The organism is Aeromonas sp. 604443 (assembly GCF_049170315.1).
Lineage (GTDB): Bacteria > Pseudomonadota > Gammaproteobacteria > Enterobacterales > Aeromonadaceae > Aeromonas > Aeromonas veronii_A.
The window spans coordinates 143,306-161,526 of the sequence record NZ_JAAKMI010000002.1; the positions used below are offsets into that span (position 1 = coordinate 143,306).

11 protein-coding genes and 1 tRNA gene are annotated in these 18,221 nt (G+C 58.9%); 5 read left to right on the forward strand and 7 right to left on the reverse strand.

What is annotated here, in order from left to right; translation table 11 throughout:
• Window positions 1–138 precede the first annotated feature (138 nt).
• Together malX and G5380_RS04275 are read left to right on the forward strand one after the other, a co-directional pair.
• Entirely contained in the window at window positions 139–1,710 is a 1,572-nt protein-coding gene (gene malX, locus G5380_RS04270) for a maltose/glucose-specific PTS transporter subunit IIBC (protein ID WP_421252420.1), read from the forward strand.
• A gap of 87 nt (window positions 1,711–1,797) precedes the next feature.
• Complete coding sequence (locus G5380_RS04275) at window positions 1,798–2,988, forward strand: MalY/PatB family protein (protein WP_421352418.1); 1,191 nt, start codon at window positions 1,798–1,800, stop codon at window positions 2,986–2,988.
• A 77-nt stretch (window positions 2,989–3,065) separates the two neighbouring features.
• On the opposite strand, the gene G5380_RS04280 is transcribed toward G5380_RS04275, so the two are convergent.
• Entirely contained in the window at window positions 3,066–3,998 is a 933-nt protein-coding gene (locus tag G5380_RS04280) for a LysR family transcriptional regulator (protein WP_421318934.1), read from the reverse strand.
• Window positions 3,999–4,517: 519 nt separating this feature from the next.
• On the opposite strand from G5380_RS04280, the gene G5380_RS04285 reads away from it, so the two are divergent.
• Window positions 4,518–7,619, forward strand: a complete 3,102-nt coding sequence (locus G5380_RS04285; RefSeq protein WP_421352493.1) for a hypothetical protein — start codon at window positions 4,518–4,520, stop codon at window positions 7,617–7,619.
• Between the two features lie 96 nt (window positions 7,620–7,715).
• On the opposite strand, the gene ruvC is transcribed toward G5380_RS04285, so the two are convergent.
• From ruvC to G5380_RS04310, 5 genes are all read right to left on the reverse strand, one after another.
• The gene (gene ruvC / locus G5380_RS04290; protein ID WP_005334512.1) at window positions 7,716–8,237 is read right to left on the reverse strand and encodes a crossover junction endodeoxyribonuclease RuvC; all 522 of its coding nucleotides are present in this window, start codon (window positions 8,235–8,237) and stop codon (window positions 7,716–7,718) included.
• 115 nt (window positions 8,238–8,352) lie between these two features.
• The gene (locus G5380_RS04295; RefSeq protein ID WP_421352419.1) at window positions 8,353–9,402 is read right to left on the reverse strand and encodes an efflux RND transporter periplasmic adaptor subunit; all 1,050 of its coding nucleotides are present in this window, start codon (window positions 9,400–9,402) and stop codon (window positions 8,353–8,355) included.
• 15 nt (window positions 9,403–9,417) lie between these two features.
• Window positions 9,418–12,480: an efflux RND transporter permease subunit gene (locus tag G5380_RS04300; protein WP_421352420.1), complete on the reverse strand. Its 3,063-nt coding sequence runs from the start codon at window positions 12,478–12,480 to the stop codon at window positions 9,418–9,420.
• Window positions 12,481–12,646: 166 nt separating this feature from the next.
• Window positions 12,647–14,986 carry an acyl-CoA dehydrogenase gene (locus tag G5380_RS04305; RefSeq protein WP_421250575.1) on the reverse strand — a complete coding sequence of 780 codons (2,340 nt, stop codon included), beginning with the start codon at window positions 14,984–14,986 and terminating at the stop codon, window positions 12,647–12,649.
• 48 nt (window positions 14,987–15,034) lie between these two features.
• The gene (locus tag G5380_RS04310; RefSeq protein WP_005334507.1) at window positions 15,035–15,688 is read right to left on the reverse strand and encodes a TetR/AcrR family transcriptional regulator; all 654 of its coding nucleotides are present in this window, start codon (window positions 15,686–15,688) and stop codon (window positions 15,035–15,037) included.
• Between the two features lie 468 nt (window positions 15,689–16,156).
• Between G5380_RS04310 and G5380_RS04315 the strand changes: the two genes are divergently transcribed.
• Both G5380_RS04315 and G5380_RS04320 read left to right on the forward strand, forming a co-directional pair.
• Window positions 16,157–16,897, forward strand: a complete 741-nt coding sequence (locus G5380_RS04315) for a phosphatase (RefSeq protein ID WP_421352421.1) — start codon at window positions 16,157–16,159, stop codon at window positions 16,895–16,897.
• A gap of 356 nt (window positions 16,898–17,253) precedes the next feature.
• Window positions 17,254–17,329, forward strand: a tRNA-Thr gene (locus G5380_RS04320).
• Between the two features lie 65 nt (window positions 17,330–17,394).
• Here the strand turns inward: G5380_RS04320 and G5380_RS04325 are convergent.
• Window positions 17,395–17,949, reverse strand: a complete 555-nt coding sequence (locus tag G5380_RS04325) for a hypothetical protein (RefSeq protein ID WP_127006660.1) — start codon at window positions 17,947–17,949, stop codon at window positions 17,395–17,397.
• Window positions 17,950–18,221 lie beyond the last annotated feature (272 nt).

Genomic DNA, 18,221 nt, shown 5'->3' on the forward strand with positions numbered 1-18,221 from the left:
TGTAAGTTGATAAAACGTTTTATCATCCAGCAAAACCTGATGCTGACCCGCGCCTTTTGCTTCGAGATTGCTTCGAGATTGCCTCGAGCGGGGGAGGGCAGCCGCAGATATTGCTGTCTATTCACAAGGAGCCGTTTCATGGCCAAGCCTCAAGCCAAATCCACCATCTGGGAGTTCCTGCAGAGCCTCGGCAAGACCTTTATGTTGCCGGTCGCCCTGCTGGCCTTCTCGGGTATTTTGCTCGGTGTCGGTAGCTCGCTCACCAGCGATGCGGTCAAGCAGAGCATGCCCTTCCTCGACAATACCGTGCTGCAACTGCTGTTCCTTTGGATGACCAAGGTGGGGCTGGTGGCCTTTATCTATCTGCCGGTGATGTTTGCGGTGGCCATTCCGCTCGGACTGGCGCGAGAAGAGAAGGGGGTCGCGGCCTTTGCCGGTTTCGTCGGCTATGCGGCGCTCAACCTCTCCATCAACTTCTACCTCACCGTGGCCAACGTCATCGGTGACGCGGCGGCGGAGAAGGCCTACGGGGTGAAATCCATCCTCGGCATCAGCTCCATCGACACCGGGATTCTGGGGGCCATCATCGTCGGGGTGATCGTCGCGAAGCTCCACGCCCGTTTCTACACCTACAAGATGCCCGATGCGCTCGCCTTCTTCGGCGGTGCCCGCTTCGTGCCTATCATCACCGCGCTGGTGCTGGGTGTAGTCGGTTTGGTCGTGCCGTTCGTCTGGCCCTGGTTTGCTGACGGCATCAACGGTATCGGAGCGCTCATCTCCCACGCCGGTCCCTTCGGCCCCTTCCTGTTCGGTACCGGTGAGCGTCTGCTGCTGCCGCTCGGTCTGCACCACATTCTGGTGGCGCTGATCCGCTTTACCGAAGCGGGCGGCACCCAGCTGGTATGCGGTCACGAGGTGAGCGGCGCCCTCAATATCTTCTACGCCGAGCTCTCTTGCGCCGACACTTCCGGCTTCTCGGTCTCTGCCACCTCCTTCCTCTCTCAGGGCAAGATGCCAGCCTTCCTCGGCGGCCTGCCGGGTGCGGCGCTCGCCATGTATCACTGCGCTCGCCCGGAAAATCGTGGCAAGATCAAGGCGCTGCTGGTCTCTGGCGTGGTGGCCTGCGTCATCGGCGGCATCACCGAGCCGCTGGAGTTCCTGTTCCTGTTCGTGGCGCCGGTGCTCTACGTCATTCACGCCATCCTGACCGGTCTGGGCTTTATGACCATGGGGCTGCTCGGCGTCACCATCGGTAACACCGATGGTAACCTCATCGATTTTCTGGTGTTCGGCGTGCTTCAAGGCACCGCCACCAAGTGGTATCTGGTGCCGGTCGCGGCTGCCATCTGGTTTGCCATCTACTACAGCGTGTTCCGCTTCGCCATCGTCCGCTTTAACCTGAAGACCCCTGGCCGCGAGATTGAAACCAGCGAAGCTGCCCAGCCCGCAGGCAAGAAGGCCGGCAACAGCGGTTACAACGGTGAAATCATCCTCAACGCCCTGGGCGGCGCCGATAACATTCTGGCGCTCGATAACTGCATCACCCGCCTGCGGATGTCGGTGCAGGACATGAGCCGGGTCGATGACAAGGTATTGAAGGCAAACGGCGCCATCGGGGTGATCAAGCTCGACGAGCACAACCTGCAGGTGGTGATCGGCCCGCAGGTGCATCTGGTGAAAAACCAGCTGCAGAGCCTGATGGGGGCCTGAAGCGGCTAATAAGAACCGAACGGGGGGCGCAAGCCCCCCTTGTTTGCCTCTCCCAATATGTCTCCTGTTTATGGAGGGAGAAACTTCATGCACGATATTTATGACTTCGACCGCGTGGTCGACCGCCACGGCACCTACTGCACCCAGTGGGACTATGTGGCCGACCGTTTTGGCCATGCCGATCTGCTCCCCTTTACCATCTCCGACATGGATCTCGAGACCGCCCCCTGCATTCGCCAGACCCTGGCAACCCGCCTTGAGCACGGAGTATTTGGCTACAGCCGCTGGAATCACGATGACTTCAAGGGGGCGGTGAGCGACTGGTTTGCCCACCGCTACGGGGCGAGCCTCGACCCCGAGACGCTGGTTTACGGCCCCTCGGTCATCTATGTGATTGCCCAGCTGGTGAGCCTCTGGTCGGCGCCGGGCGAAGGAGTGCTGGTGCACACCCCCGCCTACGACGCCTTCGGCAATATGCTGACTGCCAACGATCGGGTGCTGCTGCCTTGCCCGCTCAAAAAATCAGAGGGGAGTTACCAGATCGACTGGCAATGTTTCGAGCAGCAAGCCGCTCGTCCCGATTGCCGGATTTTGCTGCTCTGCAGCCCCCACAACCCCACCGGCCGGGTCTGGACGCGGGATGAACTGGGCCGGATGGCCGCCATCTGCCAGCGCCATGGGGTCAAGGTCATCTCGGACGACATCCATATGGATGTGAGCTTTGCCCGCTACCTGCCGTGGAGCGAGGTGGCGCCGGACGATCACTGGGCGCTGGTTAGCTCGGGCTCCAAATCCTTCAATATTCCCGCCCTTGGCGGCGCCTACTCCTTTATCGCCAACGCAGCGGCGCGGGCCGCCTATCTGCAGCGGCTCAAGGCGGCCCACGGCCTCTCATCGCCGCCCATTCTCGGGGTGCTGGCCCATATCAGCGCCTATCGGGACGGTGCTGGCTGGCTCGATGCGCTCAAATCCTACCTGCACGGCAATCTCGCTCATGTGGCGGCGCGGCTCAACGCGGCTTTCCCCGCCATCGACTATCGGGTGCCCGAGGGAACCTATCTCGCCTGGATTGACCTGCGCGGCCTTGGCATCGACTCCCCCGAACGGATGGATGCGCTGCAAACTTTGCTGGTGGAGAAATACCGGGTCGCCATCATGCGCGGCGACACCTACGGCCCGGAAGGTACAGGTTATATCCGCCTCAACGTCGGCTGCCCACGCTCGAAGGTTGACCAGGGGCTCGACGCCCTGATCGGCGCGCTGGGGGAGCTGGTGTAAGGATTGGTACATCTGGCTGGATGAGCTGTTGATTCATCCAGCCCGTGACCTTGATGAAGGGCCCGGTTGCCGCTGGTTCAGAAGGTGGCAATTAAGGGGCTATTGCAAGCGACCTGAGCCTGAATGTCCTGACACAACATCTGAATGTGAGGATCATCAATCTTCTCGCGGGGAATATAAATTCCGATCGTCCCCTTGTTGTACTCTTCGCTCATTTGCAGCGTGCCGATGCCGAATCTGGAAAAATAACTGGCCATGCTCACCGGATATGGCATGACAGCATTGCTGCTATTGATAATATCAATGCTAGTGAGCAAGGAGTTGCTGCTATAAATGATTTTATCATTCAGTTTCATGGCGGCGCGCTCCTGTTTTTTGCGCGCCAAGTCCTCGACCAGATGAAGATATTTATCCTCATCCGGGGTCACCAGCAGGCTGGGATAATAAACCAGATCCTGCTTGCTGCATATTTTCCCTGTGAGGGGATGACCCGCTCTGACAAATACCCCATCGTGAGAAATAAAAAGCGGAATAAATATCAGGCTGTAATTTTTGGCCAGCCCGTGAATCTCATGTCCGAGAAACAGATCGATATGATTGCCGAGCAGCAGATCGAGCAGGCGCAGATGGTTGCCGACTTCAATATTGATGGCGCAGGATGGATTGGCTTGCTGATAACGGGCGGTGACAGGTTGCAATACCGGTTGCCACCACGCATGTCCGGTGCCCACGTTTAGTGGCCGCGCGGCTCGCTCGTGCAGGCTGGCCAGTTGCCTGAGGGTATCATCGTAGATCCGCTGCATTACGCGCGCCTGCTCCAGCAGCAGCTCTCCGGCGGCGGTGAGCGTCACGCCGCTGGCATGTCTGACCAGCAAGGTCGTGCCCAGACTCTCCTCAAGTTTTTTCATGTTGTGTGTCAGCGTCGGCTGGCTGAGTCCCATTTGCCTGGCGGCCAGACTGACATTTTTGTGGGTGGCTACTGCAATAAATTGTCTTAGATGCTTGTCCACGAATATGGCGTCCGGTCATGGGCGGGTGGTGCGCCAAGCTAGTGTAATCACCATGGGCTGTCAAATAATCCTCTTCGCTGACAGGCTATTTTATGTGGCTCCCTTCACGTTGTTTTCAATTCATTTTTACCGCCTGATAGCCGGTTTGGTGCTGGGGATCACGTAATTTCATCTGGTTATAGATGTTATCTATGTCGATGGTGACATGGTCTATTTTTCTGGCGAATGCTGACCACGTAAACTGACAAAAACAGTTTTACTCAATGCTGTATCAATAACAAAACAAAAAAGTAACGAAGGGAATATATGAAAATTCGTCCATTGGCTTTATCCGTGGCGTTATGCTGCGGCGGGGTTCTTTTGTCCGGTTGTAACGACAGCGCATCCAGCGGTAACGATAACGGGGTCAAACCCGAGGTGAAAGCGCCCTGGAATTTTGATCTCTATCTGGTCGGTGAATTCAGTGGCTGGGGTCGTGAGGAGAAGTTCAAACTGACCTTCAAGGAGGGCGTCTATCGTTTGGACAACCTTAAGATGAACTCTGGAATGTCCCCCTTCAAAGTGGCCGGCCCCGAGTGGACCAAATATCCCGATTTTTCTGCGGACTCCCGCAAGGAGACCAGCATCTTCCCCGGTCAGGTCTACCCCATGTACTACCAGAACAACGGGCAGAACAACCGTCTGGTGGTGACGGAAAAGGGGCTGCTCGACATTCAGGTCAAGGTGACCAATGACGATCTGGCTGCTCCGGCCATCGAGTTCTCCATGGTGCGTGATGATCCCAATTACAGCGAGAGTCTCTACCTGAAAGGGATTGATGGCAATCTGGCGCCCGTGCTGCAGATGATCTATCAGGGGGACAAGCAGTATGTGATGGTGGCCAAGCTGACGACGGGTGAGCACAAGATAAAGATTGCCTCCGCGCAGGAGGGGATCGGCTTTGGGCTCAATGGCGTCATTGCATTGAACAACCCGGTCAAGATGCAGCGCTGCGATGCTCAGTGCCAGCTGGCAACCGTGCGGGTAGAGCAGGAGGGGTATTACAAGTTCCTGCTGGATGCCAGCCAGGATGAGAATGCTCCTCTGTTGCAGGTCAGCGTTGCAGGCGATAGTGATTTGGGCATGATCAATCCCCATGAAGGGCATGAGCTGATCGAGAAGCGTGAGTATGAGACCTATAAGCCCGGAGTGACGGAAACGGCCACCTTCTCGGTCAAGCGGGCCAGTGACGAGTATCGTAGCTATGCGCAGTCGACCACTCAGGAGTTGCGTGATCCGGGTGATAGCTTTACTACCTATCAGGAGCAAGCGGATCTGCCCCGCCTGCGCTCCGGCAACATGGTCTTTGATGCCCTGTTTGCGCTGGCTACCCACGAGATGCGCCAGAACAGCGTGGCGCAGGTCAAGGATGGCAGTTACAACGGGGGTCAGGCGATCCCGTGCGACTGTTTTGAAACCGGCGCCAAGTGGCATTACGTCTGGACGCGGGATCTCTCCTACGCCACCGATCTGGGGCTGGGGGCGCTTGATCCTCAGCGTGCGCGTAACTCCCTGCGATTCAAGCTCTCGGATTTCAGAGCCGAGCTGAAAAGCGATCTGGACAATTTGATCCCGCAAGGACGCCAGATCATCCAGGATACCGGTACCGGGGGCAGCTGGCCCATCAGTACCGACCGCATGAGCTGGGCCCTGGGGGCCGAGCGGGTGCTGGCTGCCCTGCCTGATGCCGAGCGCCGCGCGTTCTTGCCCGATGTCTTTGAAGGACTGAGCAACACCATAGAGAGTGATCGTCTGGCCGCCTTCGATAGCGCAGATGGTCTCTATGTCGGCGAGCAATCCTTCCTCGATTGGCGCGACCAGACCTATGCCAAGTGGATCACCGCCGATATCGCCCACATCGGCATGAGCAAATCTCTCTCCACCAACGTGACCCACTATCAGGGGTTGCTGCTGGCCGCGCGGGTGGCGGGCGAGCTGGGGCACGATGAGCTGGCGATCCGCTATAACCAGTGGGCGGGGGATCTGAAGCTGGCGATTAATCGCGCTTTCTGGCTGGCGGACGAGAAGATGTATGCCAGCCTGATCAACACCACTACCGATCAGAGCCCGGCCTACAAGTTCGATCTATTGGGGGAATCCCTCGCCATTCTGGCCGGTGTTGCCGATGAGGCGCAGGCCAAAGAGATCATCAGTCGCTATCCCATGGGCCCTTATGGCGCACCGGTCTACTTCCCGCAGCAACCCGATATGCCGGTTTACCATAACCGCGCCATCTGGCCCTTTGTCTCCGCCTACGGGCTGAAGGCGGCGGCCATGGTGCAGAACGTTGCCGTGGTCGATCACCATATCGACTCCCTGATGCGCGGTGCCGCGCTGAACCTCTCCAACATGGAGAACCTCGAGTGGCTCTCCGGCCAGCCCTCCCTGATGGATCTGGCCCATCCCGATTTGACCGGGCCGGTGATCAACTCCCAGCGCCAGCTCTGGTCTGTCGGGGGCTACCTTGGCATGGTGACCGACACCACCTTCGGCTACAAGGTGGAAGAGGGGGGGATCCGGATCAAGCCGTTTGTCACCGCTCACTTGCACAAGCTAATGGGGGCCAAGCCCGAGGCTGCACTCAAGGGATTGAACTATCGTGGCAAGCAGATTGACATAGTGCTGCAACTGCCGGAGCTGGGCGGGGAGGGTAGTTACTATCCGGTACGCAGCATTACCCTCAATGGCGCCCCGGTGGGTGAGCAGATAAGTGAAAATATGCTGGCCCCTAGCAACCGGATTGAGGTGACGCTCGGTGCCGCCGTGGCTGATGATCAGGGGATCCGCCTGATCAAGGATGTGGCGCCGCTGGATGTCGAGAACCGGCAGGTGTTTGCACCGACCGAGCCGACCCTGCTCGGGGTTAGCGAGCAGAGTGGCAAGCTGGTTGTTGCCCTGCAGGATAGTGTCAACAAGGGGGCGCTCAGCTACAACATTTATCGGGATGGCAAGCAGGTGGCCTCCGGGCTGGATCGTGCGACCAACTGGGTCGACGACATGGTGTTACAGCCGGGCCAGGCCTATTGCTACAGTGCCGAGGCGGTCTATCCGGAGTCCGGCAACCGCTCCCATCATGCCAAGCCGGTTTGCTATCAGCCTGCGCTGCAACATATCGCCATCGATGGGGCCAACGTCTCCCATACCGGCAGTGTGAGCGCCGCCGATGGGGCCATTCCCGTCCCTTACCTCAAGGATTGGGGCCGCCCCGACGACAGCTTGCTGGTGCAGGGGGTCAAGCTGGATGGCAAGCACGCTATTCGCCTGCAATACAGCAATGCCCAGCATGCCATCAATCTGGGGGTGACCAACGGGGTGAAACGGATCTCGATGCTTAGTGGTGGCAAGGTTGTCGCCAGCGGCATGGTGCAGATGCCCCATGTGATGAAAGAGGGCGACCTCAAACCGTTGCGTGACTCGACGCCGTTCGTGGTGGATCTGCCCGCCGGAGAGTATGACATTCGAGTGAGCGATTTTTACAACATGAGTTACCTGAAGGCGAACGACACCTACAACGATGCAGGCGGTCAAAAGGGGGCGGTCAATCTGATCGATCTCGCCAGCATCACCATTTCGGCTCGCTAAGCGCTCAAACAAAACGGCCAAACAAAACCGCCCCGGATAGCCGGGGCGGTTTTTTATTTGCTGACACAGAGACGAGCCGTGGGGGGACATAAGGGCTCAGCGATAGCGGCCACGTACCGAGCTGCTGGCGCGACCGGCCATCTTGATCAGGCTCTGGCGGGTGTGCAGGTGGCAGAGCGCGACGCCGAGGGCATCTGCTGCATCCGCCTGCGGGGTGGCGGAGAGTTTCAGCAGATGGGTCACCATGTGCTGCACCTGCTCCTTGGCGGCACCGCCGGTGCCGACTACCGCCTGCTTGATCTGGGTGGCGGAGTATTCGCTCACCGGCAGGTAGGCATTGACTGCTGCGACGATGGCGCTGCCCCGGGCCTGCCCCAGTTTCAGGGCCGAGTCGGCGTTGCGGGCCATAAAGACCCGCTCGATGGCAAACTCGGTGGGTTTGAACTGGGTGATGATCTCGCATACCCCGTCATAGACCTGCTTGAGGCGCTCCGGCAGCTCGCCGCAATCGGTGCGGATGCAGCCAGAGCCCAAGTATTCGGCCTTGCCGCCCACGACCCGGATAACCCCGTATCCGGTGATCCGCGATCCCGGATCGATGCCCAAAATAATGCTCATGGGTGTTGATTGCTCTAAACGCGAGTGATGGCCGCCAAGATAGCAAACTGTGGCCCGTTTGGCTGTATGTCCCGGGCCAAGCGGGTAAAGATTGGCCAGCCTACGTCGGGCGTGGTTAGCCCTTGAACAGCGCTATGGTGTCGCCATCCTGCAGGCTGCCGGCACCGCGTACCACCACCCGGTCCCCCTGCTTGAGGGCGCCGCTCACCGCCACCTGCTGGCTGTCGCCAAACAGCACGGTGACCGGCACCCGATTCACCTTGAGCGCCTTGCCGCTTCGCGCCACCTGATAGACCACGCTGCCATCGGTGCCGAGCACCAGGGCATCCCGGGGCAGCAGCATGCTCTGTTGCTCCCCCAGTGGCAGGGCAACCCGCACCGGCGAGCCGATGATGAAGGTGCCCGCTTCCGGTTTGAGGCGCAGCTCGATGAGGCGCGACTTGGGATCGGCGCTGGCGGCTCGCTGGTAATAGACGCCATGACCGCTCAGCTGCTCCCCCTCCACCCGCAGCCGGGTTTGCGGCGCCAGCTGCTGGGCCCATAGAATGGGGGCTTGCAGGCGGATATCCGGCTGATCCGGGTTGACCAGCTCCAGCGCCTGCTCGCCCGCGTCCACATGCTCGCCGGGCTGGATGAAGTGGTTGTTCACCACTCCGTCGAACGGGGCATAGATGTGGCTGCGGCGCAGCTGTTCCTCAATCTGGTTCACCTGTATGGCGGCCAGTCGCTCGGCCAGCGCGGCCTGCTCCACATCGTAACTAGCCTTGTCGTATTGGCTTTGGGAGGCGCTCTTTTGCTGGTGCAGTCGGGTGATCCGCTGGGATTCGGCGCGAGCGAAGCGCAGGTTGCTCTGCCATTTCGCCTGCTCGGCGCGGGCCTGCTCCAGCGAGAGGGGCAGTGCTGCGCTGTCGAGGCGCAGCAGCTCGTCCCCTTTTTTGACCCGGCTGCCAAATTCGGCGATCCACTCCACCCGGCCGCTCACTTCGGCGCTGAGCGCCGCCTGCTGACGGCTCGCCACCGTGCCGCTGACCCAGATATTGGCGGCCGCATCCCCTTGGGTCACATCCGCCAGGGTCACCATCTTGCCCTGATCGGCCAATACCGGTAGCGTGCTGCCTGCAATCAGCACAGCGCCAGCCAACATTCGGGTAATCATATGTGTCATCGATGAGCTCCTTGCTCAGGCCCGCTGGCGCAGGGGTTGTGGGATCGCCACCTGCTCCCCGAGACGCAGGAAGGCAGGCAACAGGATCAGGGTAAACAGGGTGCTGCAGCTCATGCCGCCGACAATGACGGTGGCGAGCCCGCGGTAAATTTCGCTCCCCTCGCTCGGGCTCAGCATCAGCGGCAGCATGCCGAAGATGCTGGTGAGGCTGGTCATGGCGATGGGGCGCATCCGGCTTTGCAGGGCATCGGCCACCGCCAGCTGACGGCTCATGCCGTCCCGCTCGGCGGTGCGGGTCTGATGCACCAGCAGGATGGCGTTGTTGACCACCAGTCCCAGCAGGATGACAAAGCCGATGATGGTGAGCAGATCCATCGGCAGCGGCACCAGCAGCCCGCTCAGTTGCAGCGCCAGCACGCCGCCAACCGAGGCAAGGGGCAGGGTGAGCAGCACCAGCAGGGCATCCTTGAGGGAAGCAAACACCCCCCACAGCAGCACCAGCAGGATCACCACGGCGAACAGGAAGATAGTCCCCAGATTGTCGAGCGCCTGCTGCAGGCTGTCGGCATTGCCGGCAATGCGCAGTTCGCCACCGGCGGGCAGCAGGGGGCGAATGGCGGCAAAACTGCGGTTTTTCAGGGTGTCGATCACCTGCTCCATGGTCATGCCCGCCGGGGGCGCTATCTGCAGGCTGATGCTGCGACGCCCATCAGCCCGGAAGATACTGGCCGGGCCCATGTCGTGCTCTACCCTCAGCAGCTCGCCAAGGGGGACGATGCGTCCGGAGGGGGTGGCCAGCGGCACTGCCTTCAGTTCGTCCGGATTGGCGGAGCTCTGCCCCATCAGCATGATGTCGAGCCGATCTTCGCCGTCGAAATACTCGCCAACCCGCAAGCCGTCGCCAAAGGTCTGGATGATGGCGGGCAGGGGCGTGCGATCCCAGCCCACTTCGGCGAGACGCCGATCTTGCGGCACCAGTTTGAGCTCGGGGGCGGTGAAGTCGAGACTCGGCTCGGGTCGGATCTGTGCTCCCGGTAGGTCCTTGCTGAGGATCCCCATGCTGGCACGGGCCGCCTGATAGAGCTCGGGCAGGTTGCCTCCCTGCAGCAGCAGGGAGACGCCGTTCTCGCTGTCAAAGCCGCCAAACAGCGACCCCTGACCGCCGAACACCCGGGTGTCGGGAATACCCACCAGCAGCTGTTTCATCAACAGGCTCTCCAGCTCCTTGATGCGGGTCTCGTCCTTGGGTCGCACGCCAATCTGGGCGCCCCCCGGGTAGCGCAAGATGTAGTAGTTCTTGAGGGCAGGCTCTTTCTCCCCCTTCATGTAGGGGGCGAGGCGGGCTATCAGGGTATCGATCACCTCTTCGCGCTGGGCCTTGAGGTTGACCCCGGGGGTGAAGTTCATCCAGACATCCACCGCGTCCCGTTTCACGTCCGGCAGATAGTCCATCTTCGGCAGCAGCGCCCAGGTGGCCAGGGCCGGCAGGCTCATCATCAGGGTGATGACCGTCCAGCGCTGGCGTGAGGTCGAGGTCCAGCGGATCACATGACGAGTGGTGCGCTGCCACAGCGACTCATAGGGATCGGTCAGTGTTTCATGTCCCATCCAGCGCGCCGCCACCGCAGGCAGCACGATGACGGCGACCAGCATGGAGACCGTCACGGCGCAGGCGATGGTGAGCGCCAGATCGGCAAACAGCTGACCCTCCACATCGTTGAGCAGCAGCACCGGCAGGAAGATGGCGACCGTGGTGAGGGTGGAGGCGACCAGCGCCGTCCACACCTGACGGGTACCTTCGAGCGCCGCCTCTGCCTTGCTCAAATCCCCCCGCTCGTGGCGCCGGTAGATGCTCTCCAGCACCACGATGGCGGCGTCGAGCACCATGCCGACGGCAAAGGCGATGCCCGCCAGCGAGATGATATTGAGGGTGCGATCCATCACCTTGAGCAGACAGAAGGTGAGCATGATGCTGATGGGGATGGCGAGGGCAATCATCAGGGTCGCCTTGAGCCGGCGCAGGAAGAGCCAGAGGATGGCACAGGAGAGCAGCACCCCGAGCCCCAGGTTGGCAGTGACCATGCTGATGGCGCGATTGATGTAGAGGGAGGCATCGAACGACTGCTCCATGTGCAGCCCGACCGGTTCCAGCACCTCGCGGTTAAGCTCGTTCACCCGGGCCTTGATCGCCTCAAGGGAGGCCAGGGCATTGGCACCGCTCTCCTTGAAGATCTGGGTGGCGATGGCGGTATTGCCGTTCTGGATCCGCAGCACCGGGTTCTCTTCCCGGGCCACCCTTACTTCTGCTACATCCCGCAGATAGATGGGCAGGCCATCGCGCCAGTCCACCACCTTGTCCCCCAGCGACTCGACATCGTAACGACCGGCGAAGCGCAGCTTGTACTCCCAGCGACCGATGTCGAGGGTACCGGCCGACACGTCCCAGCCGGTGGTGGCCCGGCTGGCCAGCACCGGGATCTCCACCCCAAGCTCTGCGGCGCGGTAGGGGTCGAAGCGGATCTGGATCTGGCGCTCGTTGATCCCCTCGACTGCGACTGTCGAGACCCCTTCGATGCGCTCCAGCTCGGGTTTGACCCGCGCCTCGATCAGCGCCTGATGATCATCGATCACCCCTTTGGCACCGGGCAACTGCTGGATGAAGAAGAAGGTGAGGGTATCGTTGCTGCTGTAGTTGTTGACGTAGGGGCCGCCGATCTTGTCCGGCAATCCCGAGACCCGGTTCAATCGCGAAATCACATCGAGTTGGGCCCGTTGCATGTCGGTGCCGAGGGCAAACTCCATGTCGATTTCGGTAAAGCCGGGATAGCTTTTGCTGACAAGGCTCTTGAGCCCTTGCACCCCCTGCATCTCCTGCTCGATGGGGTCGGTGATCTCCGACTCCATCTCTTGCGGCGAGGCTGAACGCCAGCTCACCGAGATGTTGAGGTGTGGACGGTCGATGTCGGGGAACAGCTGGATCGGCAGTCCCCGGATGCTGAGCAGGCCCAGCAGGAAAATCAGCACGATCGAGACCGCCACCCAGATGGGGCGTTCGATCGCCGTTTTGGCGAGGTTCATTCACTCTTCCTGAGTTGTTGTTATCGGCCATTCCGCTGGCCTTGCTTCCAAAGCCCCTGCAACAGGGACTCAAGCATTTAACTGGAATTCTCCCGGCTTGTAAATGCATGGTTAACAAACAAAAAACCGGCCACAAGGGCCGGTTTGGTACTGGTTTGCCAGGGGATCAGGCGGCGTGCTCGACCTTGTTTGGCTGCTTGTTTGCTTGCTGGGAGAAGCCTTCCAGCTCGCCCGGGGCGAAGTTGTCTACCTGGATCGCTTCGTAGCGCAGGGCATCGGCGGCCAGCAGCTTGTCCGCTTCGTCCTTGCTCAGGATGGAACCGGCCAGCGCGGCGGCAACCAACTCCGGCAGCGCCAGTTTGCGGGGCAGTTTGCCCTCTTTCTGGGCCTGCACCAGCTTCTTCTCGTAGGGCTGCACAGCGACCATGGCCTGGAAGGCGCGCTCCATCAGGCCGACCGGATCCGTCTCGTCCTTGCCGACGTAGCACAGCGCCGTCAGACGGTCGCGGAATTCGCCCGGCTTCATCATGGCCAGACAGATGGCGTGGCAGCGATCGTCTGCCGGCATCTTGTAACCGACACCGAACGGGAATACCACGCGCTTGAGTACGGCACCCACCACCTTGTTCGGGAAGTTCTGGAAAAAGCCCTCGAACGCCTTGCCAATCAGGTAGAGGTTGCGCTCCACCGCGTACTGCACGAACGGCAGATCGGAGACCATACGGCCCTGATCCTCGTAGTGCTTGAGGGTGGCGGAGGCCAGATAGAGGTGGCTCAGCACGTCACCCAGACGGGCGGAGATCATCTCCTTGCGCTTGAGATCGCCACCCAGCATCAGCATGGAGACGTCGGCGCACAGTGCCAGCCCTTTACTCATGCGAGACAACTGCTTGTAGTAACGGGCGGTTTCGCCGGCCACCGGCGCGCTGTTGAATTGACCCAGAGTCAACCCCTGGAACAGGGAACCGAAGAAGTTGCCGGCGCCAAAGGCGATGTGTTTCATCAGCAGGGTGTCAAACTTCTCGAGACCGCGCTCCACGTCGGTATCAGCCGCCGCTTCCAGCTCGGCAAAGACGTACGGGTGGCAGCGGGTGGCCCCTTGCCCGAAGATCATCAGGTTGCGGGTCAGGATGTTGGCCCCTTCCACCGTGATGGCGACCGGAATCCCCATGTAGGCGTAGCCGGTGTAGTTTTTCGGGCCCAGCTGGATGGCACGACCGGCGTGGATGTCCATGGAGTCATCCATGATCTGGCGCGCCATCTCGGTCATGTGGTACTTGGAAATCGCAGTGACGATGGCCGGCGCCTGACCCAGGTCCAGGGAACCGGCGGTCATGCGACGGGCCCCTTCGAGCTGATAGGTGAGGCCGCCGATACGGGCCAGCGCCTCTTGAACACCTTCAAACTTGCCGATGGACATGCCGAACTGCTTGCGCACATAGGAGTAGGCGCCCACGGTGCGGCTCGCCATGTGACCGCAAGCGGTGCCCAGAGCAGGCAGCGAGATGCCGCGACCGGCGGAGAGGCACTCCACCAGCATACGCCAGCCGCGACCGGCGTAATCCGGGCCGCCGATGATCCAGTCGAGCGGAATGAACACATCCTTGCCGAAGGTCGGGCCGTTCATGAACGCCAGACCCATGGGGTAGTGGCGATCGCCAACGCGCACACCCGGGTGGCTGGTGGGGATAAGCGCGCAGGTGATACCGAGCTCTTCCTTGTCACCCAGCAGCTTTTCCGGGTCATAGAGTTTGAACGCCAGCCCCAGCACGGTGGCTCGTGGCGCCAAGGTGATGTAGCGCTTGTTCCAGTTGAGGCGAATACCCAGCACCTCTTCACCCTTGTGCATCCCCTTGCAGACGATCCCCTTGTCAGGAATGGCGCCGGCATCGGAGCCCGCTTCCGGACCGGTCAGGGCGAAGCAGGGCACCTCTTTGCCACTGGCCAGCCCCGGCAGCCAGAAATCTTTCTGGGCCTGGGTGCCATAGTGCATCAGCAGCTCGCCCGGGCCGAGGGAGTTGGGCACCATGACGGTGACCGCCACGCTCAGGCTCTTGGTGGCGATGCGGGTGACGATAGTGGAGTTGGCAATCGCCGAGAACTCGCGGCCGCCATAGGATTTCGGGATGATCAGGGAGAAGAAGCCTTCCTTCTTCAGATAGTCCCAGACCGGCTCCGGCAGGTCTTTGGTCTCGTTGACGATCTTGAAGTCATCAACCATGGCGAGCAGGGTTTCGACCTGATTGTCGATAAAGGCCTGCTCCTCGGCGGTCAGCTCGGCCTTGCCGTAGCCGTGCAGCTTTTTCCAGTCGGGGTTGCCGCGAAACAACTCGCCATCCCACCAGACGGAGCCGGCTTCCATGGCCTCCCGCTCGGTGGCCGACAAGGGCGGCAATATCTTCTTGAAGATGCCGAACACAGGACGGGTTACCCACTGTTTGCGCAGTGAGGGGACGCCGAGCACAACGGCAATCGCCAGCACCAGCAGGATAAGCAATGTGATCATACCGAAGTTCCTTCTATTTCACTGTTTCCGTTGATTTATTGTTGGTTGTTACACGGCCAGGGAGAGCCTGGTCGACTCCACTGGCGCCCCGACTCCGGACGCCAGATAAGGAATGACGTTGCGAACCAGCCCCTCGACATCGAGCTGCTGGCCAAAATCGGCCAGGGCGATGTCGCGCAGCGCATCGGCAGAGGCCATGGTGAAGACGACGGTGCCCAGGGTGAAGTGCAGGCGCCAGAAGAGATCCGCTGGCGACAGGGCCGGGTTGGCTTTGGAGATGGCCTGGGTGATCCGCTGCAAAATGGGGCCATAGTGGGCGGTGATAAAGCGGCGCAGGTGACCCTGGCTATCGATATAGCCGCGCCCCAGCAGCTGCATGAAGATGGCCGGGCCATTGGCCCGCACCGCCGAGAGCTTCATCAGCGGTTCGACAAAGCTTTCAAACAGTTGCAGCAGGGTCAGCTGCTCTTGCTCCATCAGCACCCGCAGGCGGGCATCTAGATCAGGCATAAACAGACTCAGATAGCGGTCGAGCACCGCCTGGATCAGCTCCTTCTTGGAGCCGAAGTGATAGTTCACCGACGCCAGATTGACGTCGGCCTCACTGGTGATCAGACGCAAAGAGGTATCGGCGAATCCCCGCTCGGCAAACAGCACTTCAGCGGCGTCGAGAATACGGTTTTTGGTATCGATTTTACTCACAGGACACCTCACTTAAACGAATGTTTAAAAAGTACGTTTCATAACGTGAAGTGTCAAGAGAATGTGAATGAGTGTTAGCGGAATGTTTTTCGATGAAAAAAGCAAAGTGGGCGGAACTTAGTCAAAAAGCAGGACTCTATATCTATGCCACTGCAATTAAACATTAAGTCTCGCCCAACCTGCACCATGCTAGTTGGGCCTTTTTTTGCGCGTCTGTTACCGGTTTGCGGTTGGCAGGCAAAAAAAACCGCCGCAGGGCGCGACGGTGGGGAAAGTGAGTTCGCGTCATCCTGACGGCAAACTGTCGATGCGAGTTCAGGCATGTATCGACGGAGGCAGTATGCCAGCCAGGGTCCTTCAGACTATGTCAGCTTCGCGGTATTTTGTGACAAAGTGTGGCAAGCACTGGCGTGGCCCAAGCTGCCGCTCTTTGTTATGCTGCCCTTTCAAAATATGAGGGGAGAGAAGATGAAGTACCCGGTCGATACCCACACTCACACCATTGCCAGCACCCATGCCTACAGCACCATCCACGACTATCTGCCGATAGCCAGGGCCAAGGGGATCAAGCTGTTCGCCACCACGGATCATGGCCCCGAGATGGCCGATGCCCCTCATGTCTGGCACTTTGCCAACTTGCCGATATTGCCAAGAGTGGTGGATGGGGTAGGGATCCTGCGGGGTATCGAGGCCAACATCAAAAACCTCGACGGGGAAATCGATTTTCCCGAGCGCTATGAGTCGCGCCTCGACATGATCATGGCGGGTTTTCATGAGCAGGTATTCCCTCCCTGCGATCAGGCAACCCACACCCAGGCGATGATCAACGCCATCAAGAGCGGCCGGGTCGACATGATCAGCCACCCGGGCAACCCTTCATTTCCCATCGACATTCAGGCGGTGGTCAAGGCGGCAGCTGACTATCGGGTGGCGCTGGAGATCAACAACTCCTCCTTCATTCATTCCCGTCCGGGGAGCGAAAGCAACTGCCGTGCCATAGTCGAAGCCGCGCGAGATCTGGGGGCCTATCTCACTTTCGGCTCCGATTCCCACGTGGCATTTACTCTTGGCGATTTTGACCACTGCCACCGTCTGGTAACCGAAGCGGGCTTCCCGCCAGAGCTGATCCTGGTGCGCTCCCCCCGCGCCCTGCTCGATTTCCTCGAAAGCCGCGGCCGGGCCCATATCCCCGAGTTTGTCGATCTGTAAATCGTGCTCTAACACCATGAGCCAACTCATAAAATCGAGTTGGCTCAATTGACTTGCCGGTCATTTTTTATGAATGTGGAGAGCAACAAGCCGGTATAGCTCAGTTGGTAGAGCAGCGCATTCGTAATTAGGCTTTATATGTTGCATGCCTCAACATTGACACACTCTAATTCGTTGTTTTTTAAATGCTTTTTGTATTTGTTTTGTTGGTTTGATTGACACGCCGAAATTCACTGGATTATTGACAGATCTTGAGGGTAGATTGACAATCAACAAACAAGATTGACATAAACAAGCCTTCAAAAATGTAGGTTATTTACACCCGAATATTGATTGTCACTATTTGGTATGTTTTAGCTGACTTAGCTCAGTAGGTAGAGCAACTGACCCGTAATCAGTAGGTCATCAGTTCGATTCTGATAGTCAGCACCATTTTTATGCACACGCTCTCAGTTGAATGAGTCAGTGATTTGTTGAAAGCAAGGTTCAACAATACGTTAGCTTCTCCCCAACGCCCTCATCACCTCCTCCACGGCAGCCAACCGTCCTCGTAAGGACTGAAATTCCTGACTGGTGTGCCTGAGCACACTATCAATGGTTGCATCTAGCGCGGGGAAATCTGCTCGTAGCTCGTTGTATTCGGCGAATGTAGCTTGGTATTCCTGGAGCTCAAATCGATATGAACTCGCCCTGGCCTCCAGCTCCCGTAGCCCTTCATTCCTCACTTCCACGACAGCCTTTTGCTCGACCGGAGTTACCGGAACCTCTGAGCTTGGTAGATCTTCCTGAAAAGTTACCTTATCAAAAAGCGGTGTTTTGACGTAATTTGGACGAAACCATTTATTGCCCACACTGCGCCTATTCAAAAGACCCATACCGACCAACTTGTTCAGATGGCGGTATATGAGTCCATAGTATTTATGTTTTGATGGGCGCTTTAACTTGTCACCAAATACCGCGATTACGCACTCCTGTGCAGTGAAATCGTTCAGCTGTAACCGAATTAGTGCAGTGTAGAGTACGGTTGGAAGCCACACAGTTTGGGAGCCCATAGGTAACCCTCAGTCTCGAAAGACAACAATTAGTAGGAATCAAAATTAGGGTGAGGATTATAGTCCTCATTATTGGGTCAGACAACCTGAGAAATAATAGTAAGATCCTACGATGTTACTCATTGGCCCCATTGGGGCCATGGTTAAAGGCGGTAATATTTTTCGGAAAATTATTTGTTTACTTAAATATAAATAGATTTGTAGACTAATTTGTTTATGTCTTTCTCTCTATCATATGGGTACATACCTCGATAAACAGAGGCTGCCAAGTC

Bases quoted from the DNA above. Each gene is read 5' to 3' on its own strand.
- malX (WP_421252420.1), top strand. From the start codon at position 139: ATGGCCAAGCCTCAAGCCAAATCCACCATCTGGGAGTTCCTGCAGAGC.
- G5380_RS04275 (WP_421352418.1), top strand. From the start codon at position 1,798: ATGCACGATATTTATGACTTCGACCGCGTGGTCGACCGCCACGGCACC.
- ruvC (WP_005334512.1), bottom strand. From the start codon at position 8,237: ATGAGCATTATTTTGGGCATCGATCCGGGATCGCGGATCACCGGATAC.
- G5380_RS04295 (WP_421352419.1), bottom strand. From the start codon at position 9,402: ATGACACATATGATTACCCGAATGTTGGCTGGCGCTGTGCTGATTGCA.
- G5380_RS04300 (WP_421352420.1), bottom strand. From the start codon at position 12,480: ATGAACCTCGCCAAAACGGCGATCGAACGCCCCATCTGGGTGGCGGTC.
- G5380_RS04305 (WP_421250575.1), bottom strand. From the start codon at position 14,986: ATGATCACATTGCTTATCCTGCTGGTGCTGGCGATTGCCGTTGTGCTC.
- G5380_RS04315 (WP_421352421.1), top strand. From the start codon at position 16,157: ATGAAGTACCCGGTCGATACCCACACTCACACCATTGCCAGCACCCAT.
- G5380_RS04325 (WP_127006660.1), bottom strand. From the start codon at position 17,949: ATGGGCTCCCAAACTGTGTGGCTTCCAACCGTACTCTACACTGCACTA.